This window comes from Weissella confusa (assembly GCF_004766315.1).
GTDB lineage: Bacteria > Bacillota > Bacilli > Lactobacillales > Lactobacillaceae > Weissella > Weissella confusa_A.
Genome location: NZ_PVSN01000003.1, coordinates 52,099 through 75,539 on the forward strand (window position 1 = coordinate 52,099; position 23,441 = coordinate 75,539).

25 protein-coding genes are annotated in these 23,441 nt (G+C 45.2%); 17 read left to right on the top strand and 8 right to left on the bottom strand.

Annotated features, from left to right (window positions below):
* Positions 1 to 94: 94 nt before the first annotated feature.
* Positions 95 to 988 (top strand): prenyltransferase, encoded by an 894-nt coding sequence (locus tag C6P11_RS00440; RefSeq protein ID WP_135517933.1) that lies wholly within the window; start codon positions 95 to 97, stop codon positions 986 to 988.
* A 61-nt stretch (positions 989 to 1,049) separates the two neighbouring features.
* Here C6P11_RS00440 and mprF read toward each other — a convergent pair whose 3' ends face one another.
* Positions 1,050 to 3,581 (bottom strand): bifunctional lysylphosphatidylglycerol flippase/synthetase MprF, encoded by a 2,532-nt coding sequence (gene mprF / locus C6P11_RS00445; RefSeq protein WP_135517934.1) that lies wholly within the window; start codon positions 3,579 to 3,581, stop codon positions 1,050 to 1,052.
* Positions 3,582 to 3,583: 2 nt separating this feature from the next.
* Positions 3,584 to 4,294 carry an alpha/beta fold hydrolase gene (locus tag C6P11_RS00450; RefSeq protein WP_135517935.1) on the bottom strand — a complete coding sequence of 237 codons (711 nt, stop codon included), beginning with the start codon at positions 4,292 to 4,294 and terminating at the stop codon, positions 3,584 to 3,586.
* A gap of 253 nt (positions 4,295 to 4,547) precedes the next feature.
* Between C6P11_RS00450 and C6P11_RS00455 the strand changes: the two genes are divergently transcribed.
* On the top strand, positions 4,548 to 5,663 hold the full coding sequence (locus C6P11_RS00455; protein ID WP_135517936.1) for an AI-2E family transporter: 1,116 nt from the start codon (positions 4,548 to 4,550) through the stop codon (positions 5,661 to 5,663).
* Between the two features lie 37 nt (positions 5,664 to 5,700).
* Here the strand turns inward: C6P11_RS00455 and C6P11_RS00460 are convergent, their stop codons facing one another.
* The gene (locus C6P11_RS00460; RefSeq protein WP_135517937.1) at positions 5,701 to 6,036 is read right to left on the bottom strand and encodes a winged helix-turn-helix transcriptional regulator; all 336 of its coding nucleotides are present in this window, start codon (positions 6,034 to 6,036) and stop codon (positions 5,701 to 5,703) included.
* A 164-nt stretch (positions 6,037 to 6,200) separates the two neighbouring features.
* Here C6P11_RS00460 and C6P11_RS00465 point away from each other — a divergent pair, with 164 nt between their 5' ends.
* Entirely contained in the window at positions 6,201 to 6,971 is a 771-nt protein-coding gene (locus C6P11_RS00465) for a nuclear transport factor 2 family protein (RefSeq protein WP_135517938.1), read from the top strand.
* A gap of 57 nt (positions 6,972 to 7,028) precedes the next feature.
* Here the strand turns inward: C6P11_RS00465 and C6P11_RS00470 are convergent, their stop codons facing one another.
* Positions 7,029 to 7,670: an NAD(P)-dependent oxidoreductase gene (locus C6P11_RS00470; RefSeq protein ID WP_135517939.1), complete on the bottom strand. Its 642-nt coding sequence runs from the start codon at positions 7,668 to 7,670 to the stop codon at positions 7,029 to 7,031.
* Positions 7,671 to 7,819: 149 nt separating this feature from the next.
* Here C6P11_RS00470 and C6P11_RS00475 point away from each other — a divergent pair, with 149 nt between their 5' ends.
* The 7 genes from C6P11_RS00475 (at position 7,820) to C6P11_RS00500 (ending at position 13,586) form a co-directional block, all read left to right on the top strand.
* On the top strand, positions 7,820 to 8,887 hold the full coding sequence (locus C6P11_RS00475) for a glutamate--cysteine ligase (RefSeq protein ID WP_245299701.1): 1,068 nt from the start codon (positions 7,820 to 7,822) through the stop codon (positions 8,885 to 8,887).
* A 5-nt stretch (positions 8,888 to 8,892) separates the two neighbouring features.
* A complete protein-coding gene (locus C6P11_RS11150) occupies positions 8,893 to 9,279 on the top strand; it encodes a hypothetical protein (RefSeq protein ID WP_245299702.1) in 387 nt (128 codons plus the stop codon).
* 100 nt (positions 9,280 to 9,379) lie between these two features.
* Positions 9,380 to 9,790 carry a DUF6508 domain-containing protein gene (locus C6P11_RS00480; RefSeq protein ID WP_003608633.1) on the top strand — a complete coding sequence of 137 codons (411 nt, stop codon included), beginning with the start codon at positions 9,380 to 9,382 and terminating at the stop codon, positions 9,788 to 9,790.
* Positions 9,791 to 9,980: 190 nt separating this feature from the next.
* Positions 9,981 to 11,324 carry an amino acid permease gene (locus C6P11_RS00485; protein ID WP_135517940.1) on the top strand — a complete coding sequence of 448 codons (1,344 nt, stop codon included), beginning with the start codon at positions 9,981 to 9,983 and terminating at the stop codon, positions 11,322 to 11,324.
* 73 nt (positions 11,325 to 11,397) lie between these two features.
* Entirely contained in the window at positions 11,398 to 12,291 is an 894-nt protein-coding gene (locus C6P11_RS00490; RefSeq protein WP_135517941.1) for an alpha/beta hydrolase, read from the top strand.
* Between the two features lie 14 nt (positions 12,292 to 12,305).
* Positions 12,306 to 12,515, top strand: a complete 210-nt coding sequence (locus tag C6P11_RS00495) for a hypothetical protein (RefSeq protein WP_135517942.1) — start codon at positions 12,306 to 12,308, stop codon at positions 12,513 to 12,515.
* Positions 12,516 to 12,635: 120 nt separating this feature from the next.
* Positions 12,636 to 13,586 carry a YihY/virulence factor BrkB family protein gene (locus C6P11_RS00500; RefSeq protein WP_135517943.1) on the top strand — a complete coding sequence of 317 codons (951 nt, stop codon included), beginning with the start codon at positions 12,636 to 12,638 and terminating at the stop codon, positions 13,584 to 13,586.
* On the opposite strand, the gene C6P11_RS00505 is transcribed toward C6P11_RS00500, so the two are convergent.
* Both C6P11_RS00505 and C6P11_RS00510 read right to left on the bottom strand, forming a co-directional pair.
* Positions 13,556 to 14,104, bottom strand: a complete 549-nt coding sequence (locus C6P11_RS00505) for a YiiX/YebB-like N1pC/P60 family cysteine hydrolase (protein WP_135517944.1) — start codon at positions 14,102 to 14,104, stop codon at positions 13,556 to 13,558. The genes C6P11_RS00500 and C6P11_RS00505 overlap by 31 nt on opposite strands.
* 63 nt (positions 14,105 to 14,167) lie before the next feature.
* Complete coding sequence (locus C6P11_RS00510) at positions 14,168 to 15,229, bottom strand: tRNA dihydrouridine synthase (RefSeq protein ID WP_135517945.1); 1,062 nt, start codon at positions 15,227 to 15,229, stop codon at positions 14,168 to 14,170.
* Between the two features lie 200 nt (positions 15,230 to 15,429).
* On the opposite strand from C6P11_RS00510, the gene C6P11_RS00515 reads away from it, so the two are divergent.
* The 3 genes from C6P11_RS00515 (at position 15,430) to C6P11_RS00525 (ending at position 17,703) form a co-directional block, all read left to right on the top strand.
* Complete coding sequence (locus C6P11_RS00515; protein WP_135517946.1) at positions 15,430 to 16,002, top strand: GNAT family N-acetyltransferase; 573 nt, start codon at positions 15,430 to 15,432, stop codon at positions 16,000 to 16,002.
* A gap of 66 nt (positions 16,003 to 16,068) precedes the next feature.
* The gene (locus C6P11_RS00520; protein ID WP_135517947.1) at positions 16,069 to 17,064 is read left to right on the top strand and encodes a YeiH family protein; all 996 of its coding nucleotides are present in this window, start codon (positions 16,069 to 16,071) and stop codon (positions 17,062 to 17,064) included.
* A 174-nt stretch (positions 17,065 to 17,238) separates the two neighbouring features.
* Complete coding sequence (locus C6P11_RS00525; RefSeq protein ID WP_135517948.1) at positions 17,239 to 17,703, top strand: hypothetical protein; 465 nt, start codon at positions 17,239 to 17,241, stop codon at positions 17,701 to 17,703.
* Between the two features lie 51 nt (positions 17,704 to 17,754).
* Here the strand turns inward: C6P11_RS00525 and C6P11_RS00530 are convergent, their stop codons facing one another.
* Complete coding sequence (locus C6P11_RS00530) at positions 17,755 to 18,117, bottom strand: hypothetical protein (protein ID WP_135517949.1); 363 nt, start codon at positions 18,115 to 18,117, stop codon at positions 17,755 to 17,757.
* A 122-nt stretch (positions 18,118 to 18,239) separates the two neighbouring features.
* Here C6P11_RS00530 and C6P11_RS00535 point away from each other — a divergent pair, with 122 nt between their 5' ends.
* Positions 18,240 to 18,794 (top strand): 3'-5' exonuclease, encoded by a 555-nt coding sequence (locus tag C6P11_RS00535; protein WP_135517950.1) that lies wholly within the window; start codon positions 18,240 to 18,242, stop codon positions 18,792 to 18,794.
* A 46-nt stretch (positions 18,795 to 18,840) separates the two neighbouring features.
* On the opposite strand, the gene C6P11_RS00540 is transcribed toward C6P11_RS00535, so the two are convergent.
* Positions 18,841 to 20,079, bottom strand: a complete 1,239-nt coding sequence (locus C6P11_RS00540; RefSeq protein WP_056972833.1) for an amidohydrolase family protein — start codon at positions 20,077 to 20,079, stop codon at positions 18,841 to 18,843.
* A 495-nt stretch (positions 20,080 to 20,574) separates the two neighbouring features.
* Between C6P11_RS00540 and C6P11_RS00545 the strand changes: the two genes are divergently transcribed.
* The 3 genes from C6P11_RS00545 to C6P11_RS00555 all read left to right on the top strand — a co-directional run.
* Complete coding sequence (locus tag C6P11_RS00545) at positions 20,575 to 21,972, top strand: APC family permease (RefSeq protein WP_135517951.1); 1,398 nt, start codon at positions 20,575 to 20,577, stop codon at positions 21,970 to 21,972.
* A gap of 150 nt (positions 21,973 to 22,122) precedes the next feature.
* Complete coding sequence (locus tag C6P11_RS00550; RefSeq protein WP_135517952.1) at positions 22,123 to 22,725, top strand: cation transporter; 603 nt, start codon at positions 22,123 to 22,125, stop codon at positions 22,723 to 22,725.
* A gap of 177 nt (positions 22,726 to 22,902) precedes the next feature.
* Positions 22,903 to 23,441 (top strand): transposase (locus C6P11_RS00555; protein ID WP_210114206.1); only part of this gene is annotated, 539 nt, incomplete at its 3' end.

A 23,441-nucleotide genomic window follows, 5' to 3' on the forward strand; every position in this document is an offset into this window, starting at 1 on the left:
ACCCTACCCCTGTGGATAACTCGGTATTTCTTGCTTACGGCGGGTACTTCGGGTAAGCTGAATTGTCGGAAAAACTTTTTGGAGGTTTTTGAGAATGACTTTGAAAACATGGTTGAAATTCGTTGAAATTCAATCTTTGGTAGCGAGTGTATTGCCGTTGGTATTGGGTAACTTATACGCGGCAATTACTTATCAACATATGAATGCGGTGCTAGCGATTGTGTTTGTGATCGTTGCATTTGCCTTGCAGATGGCAGTGAATGTTTGGAACAATTTGCAGGACTTTAAGTCAGCCACAAGTGAGGAATGGAAGAACGGTGTGAACAACATTGTTGGCTCGGGTGGCATCACACCACGCCAAGGATGGACAACGTTGATTGGGTTGGTGTTGATTGTGGCAGTTGGTGGCCTTTGGTTGGTGTCACAAACGGGTATACCATTGTTGGTGATGGGGCTGATTGGTTTCGTCGTTGCATACTGGTATGCAGGTACGCCGTTGCCATTGTCACGTACGCCTTTTGGTGAATTAGCCTCTGGTTTGACAATGGGGTATTTAATTTTCCTAAGTGCAACCTACGTGAACGTTGCGCCAACATTTACGACTGAATTGGTGTTACACGCAATCGTTGCATCAGCTATTTCTTGGTTCGCGATCGGCGATATTATGTTGGCAAATAACATCGGTGATTACGAAGAAGACCTGGCTGAGAATCGTCACACGTTGGTTTGGTACCTTGGTAAGGAACGAGCCGTTAAGGTGTTTGGTTGGATTTATTTGGCTGGTTACATTGTTTTGATTTTGGCGGTCGTTTTGCGTATTTTGCCATGGCCGGCATTGATTACGTTGGTCTCATTCCCAATCGTTATGAAGAACACGAAAGCCTTCCAAGCGAACCCAATTAAGCCAAACTTTCCGCAAGCAATTAAGAATGCGGTGGTCATCTCATTGACTTTGGCAATCGGTTTGGTTGTTGCGCTATTCATTTAATATTTTGAACAACGCAAAAAAGCTGCCCGCTCAAATTTAAGAGCGGGCAGCTTTTTTTGTGTTAATCCAATTCAACACCAGGGTTATCAATTAGCAACAAAGCGATCATGACGAAGATGATGTTTGAGTGGTTTGAGTAAGCAATGTAGTAAGGTTGCCAATCGCTGGCGAACTTACGCTTGTAATGACGCAAACCTTCGAACGAGTAAATCGCAGAACCAAATTGGAAAATAAGGTTGGCGATACGTTCGCGGATGAAACTGTGTTGGTACAAGCCAACGTTAGCTAGTGGCGACATGCCAAGGTTGAACGTCTGATAACCGGCATCGCGGGCATATTCGAAAGTCTTAACGAACAGCACGTCCATCGTACCGTTTGGTGATTCCTTCGTGAAACGCATGAGATCGACGGTCATTTGATTTTCCGTGTGAGACGTAACCAAGGTTGCAAAGGCGACGATATGGCCGTCAGGGGCCTTTAAAACGCCAATGCCGTCACGCTGGAGGTAATGATCATCGAAGAACCCCAATGAATAACCTTTTTCTTCACGACCGTTCAACCATTCGTTTGAAATGGCGCGCAACTCAGTCATTAGCGCAGGGCTGAATGGTGGTTGCAGAACTTCGTATTCAAAGCCAGCCGCGGCCGCTTGGTTGATTTCACTACGGATATTCGCAAATTTCTTACCAGCGGTCTTGAAATTCACGGTATCAACGCGGGCTTCTTCACCGAGTTTCATGAAGTTATAACCAAACTCGTGGGCAATCATGGCGATTTGCTCTGAGACCTCATAGAAAATTGGCATATAACCCAGACGGTCGGCTTCGGTGATAAAGGCGCTCATAGCAGCCTTGAAGTCATCGGCGTTACCAAATGGATCACTCATGACGGCGGCCTTGTTGTTGATGAGACGGAATTGAATGGCGACGGAATCTTCAGCACCTTCCTTTGGTTGGTAGTAGAAGAGACGCTTGTCGCCCAAGAAAATGAGGTTCGTGTAGTGGTTATCGCCGATTGCGAGGACCTTTTCGACACGTTCTTCATCGAGTGCTTCACCTAATAATTCACGCTTGCCTTGCAAGTAAGCGATAAATCCTAGCGCGCCAAGGCTCACAGCGACAATTGTTAGGAAGCCAATCACCCACCAATGGAATGATGGCAACAACAACAGCCCTGTAGAGCGGAAATGGAAGTGCGCTGACACAACTGGCAAGTTGGCCAGTCCGATCAACAGATAAGCGATAAACAAAATGCTGTAAATGGCGCCGTCGATTAAACGAGATTCCCAGCTGTACACCAGTTGCTCACGTGTCAAACGTGGCTTGATGAATAATGTGGCAAGGAATAAAGCGCCAACCAGAATAACTGGTGTGATATGACTACGTGAAATGATGACATAGACAAACGTGATTGCTAGCAAAATGAGTGTTGGCACGTAGGCGCGCTTTACTTTGCTGGCGATACCACGTCCAGCCATAATCAACATGAATCCCAAGAAAATGTTAGGGACTTGCGTTAGGAAATTGCTCGTCCAAGGACTGAAGCGTTGCAAGAATGTAATTGATTCTAGCGTGCCGGGCAGTGCGCCAACCAAAATCATGGCGATACCCATTAAGTAGAGTAAGAAAGCATCAACTTTTTGAATAACTGAGCCGGCGATTATTCTTGGGACACCGCGGAATGAGGTGTTCACATTAACCAAAGCGCCACTGATGCCTGCAATTACGGCGATGATGCCAGGGATTGCCGTGTAGGCCAATCGGTAGAACATAATCCATAGGAATGCGACTGCTGAATCGATACCGAGATGTTGCAAACCGAAGAATATGAAGATATCGAATGTACCATAACCACCAGGCACCAACGTAATGAGGCCAATGATGCGAGCGGCAATAAATAGTGGCACGAGCTCAAGTAATGTTGTTGGAAGGTGCATCACGGCACCGAATGCTAGGAATGCAGCCGTGCTACCGAGCCATTCGAATAATGAAGCGCCGACCGTCTGAGCGAATCGACGTTTTGTGACCGGAAACGCGAGGGTTTTCCAATTGCGAATTGTGACAGCAACCCCGATGAATGGTAGCAACATACCGATCAACAAAATAAAGGCGTAGTCAGCAACGGGCGCGTTTGGCCAGAAGATAAGTGTCGCAGCGAAGCTTAACAAGCTGGCGATACCTAGACCGAATGTGCCTTGCCACCAGTGTTGGCGGATTGTGGCTGATTCTTGGACGGAACGGCTGTTAAACAGGCGCCCGCGCAACCAGCTCATCACGATGTCGGCAATTCCGAACGCATTGTTTAAGTTGGAGACGGTCCAACTTTCGAACCAAAACTGGCGACCTTGTGGCGCGTTGTTGACGTCGTTATCCTGAAAAATTTTGCGTAGCACCCAGTCTGATAAGACGCCAGTGCTTGCGCCGACTAAACCGATCAAAAAGATACTGATGGTTAGGCTGAGGGGTAATTCTGCCAAAATGGCGACGATACTTTCTGGCGGAATGTGTTTGATTAATGCTCCTAACTCGAACAATGCGACGAACGCGACCCCGATAATGAAGATTCGCCTGAAATTTAGAAAACTAGATTTCATAATTAGTGCTCCTTAAGAAATTGACGCACGATGTTTGAGAAAACCAACGGCGAAAATTGAATGAATAAATGTGTTTTGAATGGCGCGACGTATAGTGTGCCGTTGCCCAAGGCGTGTGCGATGTTTAGGGAGTGGCGTCGCTTGATGAAGTCGAATTGACCAACTAAAACAAGCGTTGGCGCCATGACCGTCTGCAAATCGCGCTTGGAAATGCCAGGTGTTTTAAACATGAGGCTGGTTTGTTGCCAACGGGCCTCGAAGAATGGATGGAGATGTCGTAACTTGCCTAACAACCATTCAATCCAACTGGCAATCAGAACAATTGGCTTTGTTAATCCGTTGATGGTCAGATTAGGGGCGTTCAAAACTAATGCGTGAACACGCGTCGGATTATCCAGCGTGTAACGCAATGCTAAGTTGGCGCCGTCGCTATATCCCAAGATGCTCCACGTCGAGACATTAGTTGCGATTCGCAATGCTTCCAAATCGGAGGCTAACAGCTGGTAATTGAGCTGCGACTGGGTATTCGTTGATTGCCCGTGCCCGCGCGCGTCTTGCGTAATGACATAAAAGTCATGTGCAAAGAGGGGGAGGTAGGCATTGAAGTCTTGTTGCGATCCGTTGTTACCATGTAATAACAGCAAGGCTGGTTTTGTAGGTGAGCCGTATGTTTGATAATCAATTTGGCTACCATCTTTAGTATGCAATTTCATATAAAATGCCTCGATATGTTAATACTTATTATTTTACACAAAAAGCCTGTGGATAACTTGTGGAAAGTTTGTTCGCATGACAATTGTCACGTGCAACTGTTTGTTAGGTTAAACTTAATTAATAAGTGAAGAAAATCACAACGCCCATAAACGGGCATTTGCGGCGCGTTTTGGTATAATGAAATTCATTAGGTTGCCGACTTTTTAGTCGGCAATCGCGGGGAAACTATAAAAAATGAAAAGAGGTAGGCGTGTGTTACAGCAATTGAGACAATCACGACTCTTGTATTGGACAGTGGAATTATTGGCTGCTGCCCTCTTGATCTTGGTTGTAACGCAGTTGAGTTTTATACTCGAACCGATTGGGAAATTTATCGGGGCAGTGTTTGTGCCGCTGATTGTATCGGGATTCTTCTATTACTTGTTGAACCCGATTGTTGGGCTGCTTGAAAAAGTTCGTGTCGGCAAGTTTCATTTGAATCGCGTCGCATCAATCGCAATTGTGATGGTATTGCTAGTCGCTTTGATTGTTGCTGCGTTTATGGCGTTGGTGCCAGCATTGGCGACACAAGTTGGTAAGTTAGTTGATAATGCGCCGGGATTGATTAGGACATCGCAAAGTTGGATTGCGCAACTAAGCGAAACAGACTGGGTGAAAGACATTGGCGTGAATGCTAATCTGCAGGATTTACAAGCCCAAGTGAAAAAGTACGGTGAAACATTTATCTCTGGCACTGCAAGCAGTTTGAGTACGTTGATTGGGACGATTACCAGTGTAACAATCACGGCTGTTACCGTCCCGGTTATGACGATTTATATGTTGAATGACGGACAGAAATTAGTGCCGTTCCTGCAAAAAATATTCCCAGGCCGAAATGAGGGGCGCGTCGCTGAGATTTTGGGTCGTTTAAACAAGACAATTGCGCAATATATCAGCGGACAAGCCATTGAGATGATTTTCGTTGGTGTGGCGACGACGATTGGTTACTTTATTATTGGGCAAAATTACGCGCTACTTCTTGGTATCTTTGCTGGGCTAACGAACCTGATTCCATATGTTGGACCGTATATTGGGTTGGTGCCCGCAATCTTTGTGGCGTTCACCCAGGATATTTGGCAAGTTGTTTGGGTCATTGTGGTGGTGTTGATTGTGCAACAAATCGATAGTAACTTAATCTATCCACGCATCATGGGTGCATCGCTAAACATTCACCCGTTGACGATCATTATCTTGCTGTTGGCGGCTGGGAACATTGCCGGTATTGCTGGTATGATTTTGGCTGTGCCATTCTATGCAGTTGTGCGAACGGTTATTGTTTACGCTTGGCAACTATGGCAAATTGAAAAACAACAACGAACAGAAGCCTAAAAAATGGCGCTACTTCTTGCGAGGTAGCGCCATTTTTCTATTTAACGTGAGTCACGTAGTAGTCAGCCCAGATACGCATCGCTTCATGAACGTCTTGTAGTTGTTGCCCAACGTCAGTTAATGAATATTCAACGCGGGGTGGGGATTCAGGATAAACGGTGCGGGTCACAATTTTGTTTTCTTCTAGCCATTTCAAATTGCTAGTCAGCACTTTTTGCGTGATGCCCAGCTTCTTTTGCAATTCGCTAAAGCGGAGCGTCCCTTCCTCTAATAAGAGGTTAACGATGTCTGGACGCCAACGATTGCGATGGAGTTCGTTAAGGGTCACGAGCTTCTCGGCAATTTCTGGGGTCATGTCGATACTGAACGTCATTGGGTGTCTCCTTGTTTTTTTCTGTGAAGCTAATGTATCACACAATAGTTTCTTTAGGGAAACTATGCCACTTTAAAGTGCCTACTTATGCAATTTATCCGCGTGCGATATATTATAGGCATAGACAAGAACGATTTTGAAAAAGTACTTGGAGGTACGAAATTATGACCCATACAGATATTGCAAAAGCATTGGTTGGTACATTTGTTTCAGGTGATATCGCGGTTGCTGAAGCAAGTGCGTTGCCTACCTACAAGCAACACAATTTGAACTTTGGGGATGGTCGTGATGCGTTTATTGGCGCAGTTAAGGGTTTGCAAGAAGCACCTGTGAAGACAACGTTGGAAACGGTTCGTTCATTTGAAGATGGTGACTTTGCCGTTTTGCAAAACGTTGTGAACTTTGCCGGTTCAGGTGATCAAGTTGCCTTTGATGTTTTCCGCTTTGAAGGTGACAAGATTGCGGAACACTGGGATAACGTGGCTAACGTGGTAGCACCAAACCCATCAGGTCACACGCAATTCGACGGTGAAACGGTTGTGACTGATTTGGACAAGACTGACGACAACAAGCAATTGGTATCAGACTTCGTTCGCGACGTTTTGCGTGGTGAAAAGCCAGAGAAGCTACCAGAATACATTGCTGGTGAAGACTACATCCAACACAATACAGACATTGCTGATGGTTTGACGGGCCTTACAACGGCCTTTGCAGCGATGGCTGAACAAGGCGTTGCCATGGTTTACGACAAGGTATTCAAGGTCTTGGGCCAAGGAAACTTTGTATTGGCGATGGGGGATGGTGAATTTGCCGGTAAGGCAGTGACATTCTACGACCTATTCCGTGTTGCTGATGGCAAGATTGCAGAACACTGGGATATCATTGAAGAAATTCCGGCCCGAGACAAGTGGGCTAACGACAACGGTAAGTTTTAATTACCGTATTTTTGGATTGGATTGTATATGTTTTAAATAGACACGGTAAAATTTTTGTTAGAACTTGTCAGCTGCCGTGAAACGACCGTGGATGTGAGTAGGAGCTTCCAACTCATCATACAAAGCCTTGGCCAACGTACCAGTCGTAACACGTGATTCCTCACGTGCGTTAAAGATCAAAGCATCGTCTGACTTCAAGTATGTTGGTGTTGCAGGACCTGGTATAAAGGCTTGTTGTGGAGAGATTGCCATCCAGGCGAAATCATCAACCGTTTGCAAGTACTTGTATTCGTTAGCTTGCTCGATTGCTGCTTCAATCCAAGGTGCTTGTCCACGCATCAAACCTAGACGATCAGCCATAACTGATCCATCAGGCATTTGCAAAGTTGAAGAACCAACAATGAAGACGACGATAGGGGCGTCAGTGCCAGCCAATTGGTCGTGTAGATATTCGGCGAAACGAACGTGATCACTAGCGCGAGTAAAGTTCGAAGCGACGATGATAACATCAAATTGTGTTAGGTCTTCGCGCGTCAATTCGAAGTTTTGACGTTCGAAAGAAGGGATTTCATTACCAAACATACGTGTCACCTTGCCAGCTGAACGTGTGATTGCAGTAACTTGGTGCCTGCGTTGGTAACCTTCGATAACAAAGGCAGAACCGGCCATTCCGGTTGCCCCGATAATTCCAATCTTCATGTGCATACTCCAGTCTGTTTTTTCAAGCCTTATAATAGTCGCTTTTATAAAAGTGGACAAATAAAAAGGGTCAAAAAAGATTTTGCTGTTAAAGTCATCTCATTGATTTATAATAATTTTTAAATACTGCAGAAGAGCACGTTTGAAATATGGCAGAAAACCAGTTGGAAATTGGCAAGCTAGTTGCTGAAAATGATTTATATCACGAATTGCTGGGTGGCCGTTTTGGCATCGAAATCGAAGAGCATCGCGTCACGGAAGAAGGACGCTTGATCCGTCGCATATATCCGGGTACGTTAGGTCCGCGAGCCACGCATCCTTATTTGCAAACGGATTATAGCGAAACCCAATCAGAAATCGTCACTGAGCCAGCGACGTCATTTGAAATGGCGCGCGACTTGTTGCTGCAATTGCAATGGGTGTTGCGTGACCACATGGCTGACAACGAAACGATTTGGCCATTGAGTATGCCACCACGTTTGACGCCCGACGATTTGCAATGGGTCGATGAAACGTTTGATCGACCATGGATTAGTGAGTACCGCGATTGGTTAACAGATAAATATGGCTCAACCCATGAAATCATTACTGGCCTTCACTTGAATTACTCATTGCCAGAATCGTTGTTGCAAAAGTTATTTGAGCTTAGCGATGAAACTGACTATGTGACGTACAAAAATTGCGTCTACTTCAAATTAGCGCAAGCAATTTCGGCTAATCGTTGGTTGTTTGTGTACTTGTTTGGTGCAACGCCATTTAGTTTGAATTCGACTGATTCGCGCCTGCCAGAACTCGATCATCCGGTGCGTTCTTTGCGTACGAGTCAATTTGGGTTTGCAAACGATGCAAATATCCAGGTCGACTATGCGACGAACCTGACGGATCATTTGGCACAAATTGATCAGCACATCCAGGCTGGCGATTTGTATTCAAACCACGAGTTCTATGGTACGGTCCGTTTTAAGGGACCAGAGACAAAGGAATCGATGGCCACGGAAGGTGTGCAATACCTGGAATTGCGCATTTTGGATGCCGACCCATTTGATCCAGCGGGTATTTCTGAAAACGCGTTGAACATCATTCATTTGGTAATTATTTACTTGTTGCTCCAAGATGAGATGTATTCAGCAGATGATTTGGTGCGCGCAAACGAATTGGCAAATGAAGTGGCGTTGCAGTCGCCTACGGATAAATTGCCTAATCAAAAGAGGCGATGACCTTAATGGGCGAAGTGTCAAAGTTGGCTGATCATTTTGGGATGCGCTTTAACGATGGGCTATCCTTAATTGCAGAACGTATCTTAACGCCAAGTAAGACGCCAGCTGCTAAAATTGTGGCCCTTGCTAAGACGCCAGATGATCTCCAAGAGTGGGCGACGAACCTTGGTAATGAGCGTCGTGACTTGTTCCACGTGAAACATGATGAACAGTTTGAAGATTTGTTTGGCCGTGGCGAATTAGCCGGCGTTGTAAGGCAGGCATATGAGTTGGGCGTGCGAGTTAAAGAACGTACTCGCGATGAAGTGACGCTGTCAGTTGGTGACCACGTCGAAGTTTTGCACGAAGCCAAGGACCTGACGGAATTGTTCCCAGAAATATTGCCGGCCTAATTTACTGACTAAAAGGAAGTAAAGTGTTACAATAGCTTTCGTGATATCGAGAGGACGGTCGAAACATTGGGCACTCTCGTCAAAATGAAGGAGGCAACTAATGGCAAAAGAACACCCTTTTGATTTTAAGAAGTGGGACGCCTTTTTGGCAGAAATTGAAGGCAAGGAAATTCCTTGGGTAATGGGGGCTGTCGCTGACGGACACCCACAATACGACGAACGCATGATTGAGCTTGCTAAGGCTTTTGAGTGGTCAGATTACTTTGACCGCAACTTCGATCGTACGTTGAAGCAAAAGGGCCACCAAGAGTTGCCTGAAGAAGAAGTGGATGAAATTTCACGTACTAGCTCAGACTTCCGCGACTTGCGCGCTGTGACATCTGTTGTCATTTACGGTGAGCGTCGTTTGGAAGGTATGTGGGCAGCTATGACTGAGAAGGGTATCTTGCGTCGCTTGTTGAAGCGTTTGAACGACATGACGCCAGACGACTTCCCAGGTCCAAACTACTAAAATCAATTAACGGCTAGGCTCTATTGAACCTAGCCGTTTTTGTTTGCGAAAAAAGAAATATTAATAGCCTTACGTTGCCGAAATCTTGAAAAATGAGTGAATTCTTATATACTAGAAAGAGTGTTACAACTTTGCGACAGCTCGAATGGAAAATAAAATTAAATAAAAAGTCAGAAAGAGAGTGTTAACTATGACACAGCAAGAAGCTTCTAATCAGAAGCTAGAACGTGGGCTTTCAAGTCGCCACGTTGAGATGATTGCGCTTGGTGGAACGATCGGAACTGGGCTGTTTTTGGGTGCTGGTCACTCGATTAGTACAGCAGGGCCAGCTATTCTGCTAATCTACATCATCACCGGATTGTTCATGTTCTGGATGATGCGCGCGTTGGGAGAATTGTTGCTTACTGATCCTGATAAGCCAACTTTTGTCGGATTCGTTGAGAAGTACCTTGGCAAAAAGGCCGGCTTCGTCATCGGTTGGACGTATTGGATTGGCTGGATTACGATTGCGATGGCTGAGTTGACGGCCGTTGGAACTTATATGAAGTTCTGGTTCCCGTCAGTTCCAGTTTGGATTTGGGAAATCATCTTCTTGGCAGCCCTTTACGGGATTAACATCATTGCCGTTTCAGCCTTTGGTGAAACGGAATTCTGGTTCTCAATGATTAAAATCGTGGCTATCTTAGCGATGATTGTGACTGGGATTATTATGATTGTGATGCACACGAAGACGTCTGCCGGGGTAACGAGCCTATCAAACCTATGGCAACATGGTGTTGTGGCTCACCAAGGTCATCAAATTTTGGCAGCGTTCCAAATGATCTTCTTCGCCTTTTTGGGAATTGAGTTCGTCGGTATGACGGCTGCTGAAACAAAGGATCCGTTGAAGACGATTCCGAAGTCAATTAATTCAATTATTATCCGAATCTTGATTTTCTATGTTGGTGCATTGGTTGCCATCATGAGTATTCAACCATGGACGAATTACAACGCGAATGAATCACCATTCGTGCAAGTGTTTGCCGGTATCGGTATTTCAGCTGCGGCTGGAATCATTAACTTCGTTGTGTTGACGGCCGCCGCATCATCATTGAACAGTTCATTGTTTACAACTGGTCGTATGCTTTTCTCATTGTCTAATGGAAAGGGTTACGCTGGTAAGTTGAACCGTCGTTACATTCCACGTAACGCCATCAACATTTCAGCGATTTTGATTGCTTTGGCAGCCGTTGTGAATGTTTTGTTCCCATCAAACGCGTTTGATTTGGTGACATCAGTTGCCTCAGCTGCCTTTGTGGTTATCTACGGCGTGCTTGTGTTTGCGCACTTGCGTTACCGTCAATCAGATGACTTCAAGAACGGTGAACAACACTTCAAGATGCCAGGAGCGCCATTTACGGATTACCTAACGATGGCTTTCCTAGCCGGTATCTTCTTGATTTTGCTATTTACGAAGTCAACGATGCCAACGACGGTCTTGGCTATTATCTGGTTTATCATCATGATTGCCCTTAGTCGCCGAGTTAAAGATTAAAATAGTGTATGATAAAGGTGGATGCAGATATGCATTCACCTTTTTTATTTGTCTAGGAAAGTGAGCGAAACACATGGCAGAAAAGTTTATTGAGCGAGACTATCAAAAGGTCCCAGCCGAAACCGACTACATTAAGCAACAATGGTACGATGTGGCCTACATGGATGGTGACCGTCACAGCATGGATATTTACCTACCGAACGATGGCCAAGGACCATTTCCGGTCATCGTCGATATCTACGGTGGTGGCTTGATTTTTGGTGACAAGAGTTCACACAAGCTAGAACCGGCTTTGCGTATGCTGGATAAGGGCTATGCTGTCGTGAGCGTGGATTACTCATTGATTCACCAAAAGGATTTCCCATTCCAAATTTACGAGATTAAGGCTGCGCTACGTTTCTTGCGTGCTCACGCTGATGAGTATCAATTGGATATGAATCGTGTGGCGTTGATGGGTGAGTCTTCAGGGGCGCACTTGGCTGTGATGACTGGTGTCTCAGCATCAGTTGATGCGTTGCAAAATCCATTTATGGGCGATAACAACAATCAACCAGAGACGGTAAATGCCATCATCGCGATGTACGGACCATATGCTTTTGATCAATTTGTTTCACAATTTGAAGAGAGCGGTGTGACGCCAAAGTACGCTGAAACGGGTACGGCGGACTCATTCGAAGGACAAATGTTTAACAAGCAAGCGCCTAAGGATGTGCCACAACGCGTTAAGAACTATAACCCAGAAATGTACTTTAACGACCAAATGCCACCTATTTTGGCATTTGCAGGAACGGCCGATGCTGTGGTACCTTATCAACAGACAGTTAATATGATTGACGCGGCTCGTCAATTCGTTCCTGAAGAAAAGGCAGTTTTGCACTTGGTTGAAGGGACTGGACACGGACCTGCGTCATACATGACGCCAGAGTTCACTGATGAGAAGATTGCCTTCTTGGAGAAGTGGCTCTGATTTAGGGGGCAACCATGTTTGGTGCGTTTGGTAAGTCGTTTTTTAGGGCGACACCACAACAATTATTTGTACAATTGATTATTGATACGGTTTGGTTTTTGATTTTTCGACCAACTGACCCAACGATGAAATGGATTTTTATTGCCATTTTGCCAGCGGTTGATTTACTATCAGCGGTGGTTAGTTTTTGGAATTACGTCAAAGAGAATCGACCACAAAATTAAAACGAGCGAATGTTTCATGTGGAACATTCGCTCGTTTTTTTGTTTGCCATTTAAGCAAATGTTTTGACCCAGCGACGCGATAACTGCGATACTGTAAGAAAAGCGAAGGAGATAAGGGGGATGCGTGGCTTAAAAGTAGACATCGAAAAATTCCGCAAGCAATTTCGCTTTGCGGATTTACAAACATTTATTAGTCGCGCCAACTTAAACATGGTTGGTCCGACCATCACATACTACACGTTATTGTCACTAGTACCAGTTTTGATGAGTATTGGTGCGATTGCCGGGCTTGTTGGCATCTCGTCAACTGAGTTAATTGCAACTTTAAAAACAAATCTACCGGCTAATATCATGTCGATTTTGGCCCCGATTATTAAGTCGGTTCTGAGTGGTGGCGTTGGAATCTTGTCATTCTCAATTGTGACAACTATTTGGGGAGCTAGTGCGGTGCTGGCAGTTATTCGAAAAGCGTTCAACGGGGTGCACGATGTACCAGAACGTGTGAGTGGCATGCTGACACGCGTGTTTAGTTTTCTGTGGTTGATGGTTATCTTGATTACGGCCGGGATTGTTATGGCCGCGACAGCGATTATGCCGGCAGTGATTCAAGCGATTCCTGGTGACTTACCTTGGCTAGATGAATTGGCTAAGCAAAGTCGACTATTTGCTTTAATTGGGTTGTGGTTGTTGATGTGCGTGTTTAACGTCGCATTGCCCGCCAAGCGTTTACCATGGAAGGCAACATTGCTTGGATCGGGGATTGAAGTCATCATCCTGGTATTACTAAATGCTGGATTTAGCTGGTATGCGCAATTTGCGGTTAAGAGCGTGGGATTTTACCAGTCATTAGGATCGTTGTTGGTGTTGATGGTCTATCTAAATTTGGTTGGCACCATTATGGTCGTTGGGCAGATTTTAATTGCTTGGTTTAGCGTGCTGTTTGATCCTGAAGAAAAACAGCCAGCGGCGGTGCCGCTGGCTGCAAAAGGGGTGCCTGCAAAACGTCGGCCGGCTTTAGCTAAAAGACAAGTTGCCAAGCATTATCGTAAGCGTACAACCCGTTCAAGCTGATTACTAATTAAGGCGTTGGGGTTTGTGCCCGGCTCGCCATTTGGCACCGGTAAGCCCAACTTTGCATAGTAAGTTTGCCATTCCGGCAAGATTGAATCGTCAGGACCAAAGGTCATGGCGATTTTTTTGAATGGATTTTCGATAGCTGAGAACGCTGTTTCAATAAATTCAGAGCAGTAAAACCCGGGCTCTCTGGCAATGAAAGACCAATTATAAGGTTGCCCTAAAAGGGTGTTAGCCTTCGCGATTACTGGCATTAGGTTTGGGTTTGCCTTTAGCCGATAAACATCAATCGATCCAGTTTGTTGGTCGATGAAGTCGTTTAAGGGTTGGCGAACGGAACCGAGGTCAGGGGAGGCGTGTAACACAAATACGCCGTCAGCTGTTATTTCAACGATGCCGACGTGGGTGTAATTGAATGTTTCAGTATCAGGTTGGGTACTTTGGGCAATCATTTGTGAAAATTGCTCGGTCGTTGACCCGACAAAGAGCAAATCACCGGTTTGTAGTTCTGACATGGCAACGCCTCTCGCTGTCTGACTTTATAATAAAAGCCCGCAACGCATGCGGGCTTTTATTATTTACTTTGCTTCGATTGCGACAGCATCTTCAGCCTTCTTGGCTTCCCATTGCTTGTCGAATTCATCCAAAAGCGTACGAACTTCATCGGTTGTGTTCGTGTCCATCAAAGCCACACGCAAATCTGAGGCGTAGGCAAAGCCACGAACATAAATCTTGAAGAAGCGCTTCAACTTTTGGAAGTGCATAGGACCGAACTCAGCCGTGAACTCATCGTAAAGGTCAAGTTGCAAACGCAACAAAGCCAACGTTTCGTCCAACGTGTGTTCCGTAGGCATGATTTCAAAGGCGAATGGGTTTTCGAAAACACCACGGCCAATCATGACACCGTCAACACCAGGGTGTTGACGAACAAGTTCCAAACCTTCTTCACGCGTCTTGATGTCACCGTTGATTTGCAACAACGTATCAGGTGCGATTTCATCACGCATCTTAACGATTTCATCAATGTACTCGTAGTGGGCTGGTACCTTTGACATTTCCTTACGCGTACGCAAGTGAACTGTCAAAACTTGAATGTCTTGTTGCAACAAGAATGGAATCCAAGTACGGAACGTCTCAATGTCGTTAAAGCCCAAACGAGTCTTAACAGACACTGGCAAACCAGCTGTCTTAGCTGCGCCAATAACTTCCTTTGCTGAATCGTAGTGACGAATCAAATCTGATCCGCCTCCATTCTTGATAACCGTTGAATCCGGACAACCCATGTTCAAATCGATGGCGTTGTAGCCGCGGTCGCGCAATTCTAGTGATGACTTTTCGAAGTCTTCACCACGGTTTCCCCAAATTTGTACGACGGGCATCTTTTCGCTCTTATCAACGTGTAGACGACCTTGGACCGTAAACTTTGCCTTGGGGTGTGAAATACTGCGGGCATTCGTAAACTCTGTGTAGTAAACGTCAGGCGCAGCAGCCTTCTCAACGACGCGACGGAAAACCGTATCAGTAACAGCTTCCATTGGTGCTAGTGAGAAGAATGGGGTCTTCTCAACACCAGGAACCTTAGGGTGATTTTGGGCTTCATCGACAACGCCTTGCCAGTAAGCTGACTTTGCTTTAACCATGTCTAAATCCTTTCTCTAAACATTTTTATTTTCATTTATGCGGCTCGATCTTCCGCAATCCAAACTGGGACATTTACAATATTAAAGGGTTTTGCAGGTCCTTTCAAGGCGTTTACATATCCAAAGTAGATAATTCCGAAAAAACTAGTGGGCAGACCTAAATAAAGCCGTTAAACTAGAGTGATGGGGAGGAAGAACTTATGATTACAATTCGACCAGCGACAATTGCTGATACAGGGGCAATTGTCCACTTAGAAATGACAATTATTGACCAAATGCAAATTCCAATGGTGGAAAAGCTTGGTCGTGACAATATTGAACAATTACTGCATGACAGTGCATTAGCTGACGATACAGCCCGTTATTCACACACGCATGCAACGGTTGCGGAAATGAGTGGTGCGATTGTTGGGGTGGCATTTGGTTACCCGGCTAAGCAAGAACCTTATTTGGATGTGTCTTTGCAACGCCTTCTAGCTGACCGTTTTGGTGAGTTAGCGGAACTATTCCCAGACAAAGAAACGGTGGGACAAGAATGGTATCTTGATTCGATTTCAGTTTCTGAAACGGCCCGCGGTAAAGGTGTTGGGACACAATTATTGGCTGCTTTGCCAGCTGTTGCGCAAGCACAAGGTGAACAAGTCATTGGACTTAATGTGGATGATGGTAATCCAAAGGCACGTGCGTTGTATGAACGTGAAGGATTTGAACCAGTTAGCGAGCTCATGATTGGTGAGCATCATTACACACATATGCAACGTTCAGTGGAATAAACCATTATCTTCAGTCGAATAGTAGTACACTAGGAAAAGTAGTCTTTATTCGAGGAGAGAAGTATTATGGCAATTAAACGTAATATGGTGGCGGGTATTTTGCTAACTTTGGCGGTGTCCATTGTGGCGAAATTGCTATCACCATATTTGCCTTCGCTGGGTGGCGAAGCATTGGCGATGTTGATGGGAATTGTTTTAGGAAACACATTGTTTGCACACGAACGCTGGAACGCTGGTGTGAAGTGGGCAGAGAAGTACCCCATTGAGATTGGAATTGCGGTACTTGGGCTAAACGTGACGCTTAATAACATGGCGACATTGGGTTGGTCAGGTGTGATTTTCATCCTAATCCAAATGACGGCAACGATTCTGTTTGTCATGTGGATTGGCGGACGCGTCTTCAAGGTCGCACCACAATCAGCGATGTTGATGGGAGCTGGAAACGCAGTCTGTGGATCTAGTGCCATTGCATCGGTCGCACCGGCAATTGGTGCAACCGATGATCAACGTCGTACGACAGTGGCAACGGTTTCGCTAGCCGGTGTTGTATTGCTGTTTGTTTTGCCAGTCATTGGACCAGAGTTGTTGCACCATAACGACATGTTGGTCAGTGCGTTGATTGGTGGAACGGTGCAATCAGTCGGACAAGTATCAGGAACAGCTTCTTTGGTTGGTGGCGACGTTGTGACGTACGCGCCAATCTTCAAGATGTTGCGTGTGGTCTTGTTGTCAGCGGTTGTCATTCTGATGTCACGTTATGCCACGAAAGCAACACCAGTTGAAGGCGTTGCACCGACTTCAAAGGTCAAAGTGCCATGGTTTGTTTTGACCTTTATCGTTTTGGTGGTCATCAATTCATTCGTGAATTTGCCACACGTGCTAATGGGCACGGCACATGAAGTGACTAGTTTCTTTGGGATTGTGAACTTGGCTGGTATTGGGCTGAATTTGAAGTGGGCGACAATCAAGTCTTCTGGGGCGACGTTCCTAGGATATGGCTTGGTGACGATCATCTTCCAAGTCGTGCTAGCGCTTGGTTTAATCATGCTATTAATGCACTAAAAATAAGCGTCAACCCGCGTGGTTGGCGCTTTTTTCGTAAAAATGGCTATGTTTTGTTTCATTCTGTGAACTTTTTGAATTTTCTGTGCCTTGCGTCATAAACTTAAACTTGTAATAACAGAGAACACGATAACAAGGGGGCAGTTATGACAGGGACAGTACACACAAGCATTTATGATGTCATTCGGAAACATTTTGGTGAAGACGGGCGTTCGACCTGAAGTCGCTGGACAAGTTATCGCGAAGTTGCATGCATTGGAAGCTCAAGCTGTGGCTTACCCAAGCAATCGCGCTTATCCAACGCCAACAATGTATAAGGTGACTGGCCAAACGCGTGGTACTGCTGCTCAAGGTTTGGTAATGTTGGCCAATATCGAAAACCGTTCATTCAACTTGTATAACATCTATGATGCGAATGCCCGTGAACTGCGCCAATTTGAGGCGATTGTTGGGTTGCTACACAACCACTTGCTTGAAGTTGGTGTGAAGCAAGTTTGGCACATGAACTCACCTGAATTCACGAAGCTAACTGCCTTCGCTTATGAAAACGAAGTGCCATATAAAGTGGCTGTTGAACACTATCTGATGGATAATGTGGCTGCGGTCGATACACAATATAATGGCGTATCATTGTCATAATCATAAATACAACGAAAAAATCCGTCTCAACCGAGACGGATTTTTTGATTACTATGCTGGCACAATCTTGATGTGCAAGCCGTTAGCGTCGATTTTGTGGGTCACTTGAATACCGTTGGCCATGGCGACGGCTGGCTCATCTGGATTCTCGTGAACGGCCATGTAGGCGTTGTAGAATTCTTGTGATGACCAGCTCATACCGTGCTCGAAGGCGACGAAAGCGCGACCAGCTTCGTCGTTGTCGGCATCTTCAGAGTCGATGAAAATCATCGTTGCTTGATCGTCCTTAACGAGAACGGTCACTTGAACACCATCATAAACGTCAGTGACACCGTGCTCGTCAAGTTGCAACTTGCGGTGGCTTTCCATGTTGAAGTTGCGGCGTAGCTTATTGAATTTTGCTAAAGAGCGCATGAAAAAAGTTCCTTTTCTTTACGTATTGTTAGTGATAACTTTACGCCTCCCTTTAATAAATGCAAGCATTCGGTTTCTCGACGGGGTATACTGTTAACATAGTGAACAATTGGGAGTAGGGTATGCTATTTACAGAATTAAAAAATTACGTCGTTTTTGACCTGGAAATGAACGGCAGTAATCAAATTATCGAGATTGGTGCGTTGAAGGTAACGACTGGTCAGGATATCGAAAAATTTTCCGTGATTGTCAACAATCCGCCAATGGGGAGCGGGATGGCATCGTTTAAGTTCATCTCACAATCAATGGGTGGTGATGACGGCTGGATTACGTTGGAGATGATCCAAAACGGTTTGGCAGAAGAGCGTGCATTGACGCGCTTTATGAAGTTCGTCGGTGATTATCCAGTTGTGGGTCACGCGATTGTTGATGGGGATGTCCAATTAATCAAGGAAGGCCTTCGCTACAACGATTTGGGTAAGTGGAAGACGAACGGTAAGGTGTTTGATACGCAACAAATCCACCGTGCCTTGAATGGTAACCCAAATGATATTTCATTAGCTGGCTTGGCTGATGAATATGAAGTAGAAATTGGCACTCAAAAGCACCGTGCGTTGGCAGATTCACGCGCTACGCTAGCGGTCTTTGCAGCCATGCAAAAAGTCTGGGCAAAGTAAAAAAAGACGAGATGAACATCGATGTGTTCATCTCGTCTTTTTGTTTTTAGTAAGCTAGGTGACCCTTATCAAGTGGCAAGATAAATGGGTTTTGGAATCCGGTTGTATCAACGAATTCACCAAACTTAGCAACGCGCTTTGGATCTTGCAAAACCTTAATATCAGCAAGTGGGCTGGCATCGAACATAACGAAGTCGGCCATCTTACCGGGTACTAGTTCACCGTAATCGTCGCTGATTTGAAGCAAGTCAGCCGCGTTGGTGAAGAGGGCACGCAAAATTTGTTGGTTTGTGGCACCAGCAATTGACCACAATTCAGCTTCCAAAGCTGTGTCGGCATAACCATTCAATGGTGAACCGGCATCCGTTCCAAGCGCCAAGTTAACACCGTTCTTGGCTGCCTTTCCGAAAGCTTCGAAGTGAGAATCAACCCACTTGTAGGCCTTGTCGACCATCCATTGTGGCAACAAACCGTCGCCACGCTTGATGATAACGTATGGTGCGACCAAGGTTGGCGTCAAGTAAGTGCCAGTTGAAAGGAACAAGTCCAACGCTTCGTCATCAATGACAAAGGCGTGTTCAACAGAATCAACACCAGCGCGCAAAGCTTCCTTAACGGTTTGCAATGCTTCGGCGTGAGCGGCAACCTTGATACCGCGACGGTGGGCAACATCGACACCAGCCGCCATTTCAGCTTCAGTCATTTGTGGCATGTCGGGTTGTTCGAATTGATCAAAGGCAATACCACCAGAAGCCATGTACTTAATCGCATGGGCACCTTGTTCGATACGGCGACGCACACCAGCACGGAATTCTTCCGGACCAGTCAACGCCTCACCGATCTTTGAAGCGTGACCGCCAATGGTTGAAAAGGCGCGACCAGAAGCCACAACCCCAGTACCACGCCATTGACCGTTCAACGTCATCTTTTGGATACCGATATCAAAACTGTTTGCTGTCGCAAGGACACGCGTGTAAGTGACACCAGAAGCCAACATTTCGTTCAAGTTAGCTTGGGCTTGCATCGCAATCTCAAAGGGCTCACGAGATGCCTTAGGACCGTATGGGAACACCTTGTTGATGATGTGAACGTGGGTATTGATCATACCGGGTGTCACGAACTTGTTTTCAAGATCGACAAGTTCTTGGCCTTCTGCAGGAGCAGTTCCAACGCCGGTAGATGTGATACGACCACTGGTCAAATCAACGGTGAACCATGAATTAGGAATAAATTTTTCTTGCGCAACGTCATAGACTTGCGCATTATGATACGTGCGAATCGACATGAAACCACCTCATTTTTAGACTCAGTTTGGTTTAGCGCCAAACTACTTGTTTTCTATTATAAACTTATTTTTTGTCGAAAAACGAGTATCCGGCTTGCAATGTGTTTCGTTATAGTTACAAAAAGTCAGTGCAGATAAGTTATTGACGAATTGTCAGGAATATCATATGCTTAGGGGGTCATTTAAAGGGGCCGTTGATTCAAATTGAATCGGCGTTAATCAAAGTCAAAGGAAATGAAATTCATGCAATTACCTATGTCATCAACGCAAGCGTTTTTCTACTTTACGTTTTTCGGTTAGTCATCCGAATCAATCGTAAAGTTATTTTGCGTTGAACACTCGGATGACGGTAAAGTATCCGAGTGTGTGAGACATCAGGCAACTAAGTAATTGGTTTGTATGAAACTCATTTAGCACGCATCGGATACTGGATTGGTATCCGATGCGTGCTTTTTATTTACTGGGGCTTTGTGTCATTTGGGAAGAGGTGTTTATATGTCGTTATTAAAGCGGATGTTCCGCAAAGAATCATTGGAAACATATTTGAAGAGTGATGCGCACTTTTCAAAGTCATTGACTGCTAAAGATTTAATTGGGTTAGGAATTGGGGCAGTTATTGGAACGGGTATTTTTATTTTGCCGGGTACGGTGGCTGCAACGACAGCTGGCCCAGGTGTGATTTTTAGTTTTATTATCGCAGCTGTTATCTCTGGTTTGGTTGCGATGGCGTATTCGGAAACTGCGTCAGCAATGCCAGTAGCTGGAACGGCATATTCATACGGGAATGTCATCTTTGGTGAAGTGATTGGCTGGATTCTTGGCTGGGCATTGATTTTGGAATATGCGCTAGGTGTGGCCGCTGTTTCAACCGGCTGGTCAGCCTACTTTGCGAATTTGATGTCACCATTCTTCAAGTTACCAACCGCGTTGTCGGGGGCTTATAATCCGGCTGAAGGAACGGTCGTGAATATTGTCGCAGTGGTAATTGTCTTGTTAATTGGGTTGCTGTTGCGTGGGGGAATGACTGAATCTAAGCGCGTTCAAAATGCGATGGTGCTATTGAAAATCGGGATTATTGTGTTGTTCATTGTTGTCGGCTTTTTCTTCATCAAAGCTGACAATTTGACGCCACTGATTCCAAAGCGCATGGATGGTGCGTTTGGTATTCAAGGAGTCTTTGCCGGAACGTCGATGGTTTTCTTCGCCTTTCTAGGGTTTGATGCGTTGTCAGCGACCGCTGCTGAGGTAAAAAATCCAAAGCGCGATATGCCAATTGGTATTATCGGGACATTGATTGTCGCAGCAGTTTTGTATGGCTTGGTTGCCCTAGTTTTGACCGGGATGGTGCACTATTCAAAGTTGAACGTTGCTGATCCGGCTGCGTTTGCGATGCAACAAGTTGGCCAACACTGGGCAGCGCTTATCATCACCATTGGGGCGTTGATTGGGATGTTCACGATGATGGTGACGATGCTATATGCTTCTTCACGATTGATTTATGCCGTTGGCCGTGATGGACTATTGCCAGGTGGACTAGGCAAGTTGAGTAAGCAAGGGGAACCAGAACGCGCACTGGATATCGCAACAATTGTTGTGGCATTCTTTGGTGGGTTCGTACCGCTAGAAAAGCTAGTCGATTTGGTGAATATGGGCACATTGTTGGCATTTATGGTTGTGTCATTGGGGATTTTGCCATTACGTAAGCGTGCTGATGTGCGCCAAGATGGTTATAAGATGCCTGGTTATCCGGTGCTACCAATTTTGTCAGCGCTATTCACGTTCTTCTTAATCACGCAATTGCACCTAGAAACACTGGTAGCAGCGCTGGTATGGTTTGTGTTGGGGATTATTTTGTACCTAACGTATGGTATGAAACATTCACGGATGAACTAAACAATTTGTTCCACGTGAAACAGAAAAAACTTTTTGAAATGATCTTGGTTTAAAAACCGAGGTCATTTTTTAATTGTGCATTTTTTCTCAAACATATGATATAATAAACATATGAAATAAATGACATGTATTATTCGGGGAGAAAATGAAATGGAAGTACGACAGAAATTATTAGCGCGGGGCATTCAATTAGAAGTGATTTCAATGGCATGGATGGCGATTGAATTTGTGCTTGGTGTGTCTGCGGGGATTCACGCTGGGTCAATTTTGCTGATTGCGTTTGGGCTCGATGCCTTTTTGGAAACAGTCGCCGGTGGTATTTTAATTTGGCGTTTGCGCGCCGAATATAATGGTGCGGATGCCAAGACGGTAGCGCGAGTTGAACGTACGGCTAGTCGCTTGGTAAAGGGTATCCTGTTGTTACTTTCAGGATATGTGTTGATTACTTCGGTTATGAACCTGATTAACCATGAAATGCCAGCGGAAAGCGGTGTTGGGTTGGTCATTGCGATTATGTCCGTTATCTTGATGCCAATTATGACGACGATGAAGCGTCGAATCGGTGATCGCATTCAATCTGAAGCCTTGCGTGATGACGCGATGTGTAATGTCACGTGTGCGGTGTTGGCGGGCCTTGTATTGGGTGGCATGGTGCTAACGGCTCTGTTTGGCCTATGGTGGGCAGATGCAGTTGTGGCAATCTTGTTTGCGATTTATGTCGGTCGTGAAGGATTGGAATTGTTTGAAAAGTAAACAGTTAACCCGGATTATTCATCAAGACAAACAAAAAACCGCTGAAACAGCAAGTTAATACCGTTTCAGCGGGTTTTGCGCTTTCACCCGTTGGGTGAAAACCATAGGAGCTCTTTTTTATGATATTTTGTTAGTGGAAAACAAACCAAATACTCAAAAATTGGAGCGTCTAAAATTATGACTCAAAAGGTATTACCTAGCAACCATTTAGTTGCAGTTTCAGACAATGGGGCACCAATTACCTCGGATGGTGGCAACGTGCTGCTTAGTATTTTTCTGAATTCGCCTGTAATTTCCAGGCTCTTTAATAACGTTGAATTCAACGATAATCGCAAAAATCCACGCTATGCTAAGGTAGAATTGTTATTACAAATGCTCATTCAAGTTATCGAAGGTTATCGCAACGACGACGTTGCAGATTACTTGACCCAAGATATCGAACATCGACTTGTTTATGCGCAAAACATGGCATCTCAACCAACTATTTCCAGATTTCTATCACATCTCACGAACGAAGACATTGATGAGCTACAAGAATTAAATCGTCGTATTGTCTCTTTAATTGATGAAAGATCAGCCAATACTGAACTGGTGCTAGATTTGGATTCAACCTACTTTGAGACCTTTGGTCATCAAGAAAAAATTGGTTTTAATTATCACTACTTGAACGTCGGTTACCATCCGCTTATCATGACCGATGCTTTAACTGGAACCGT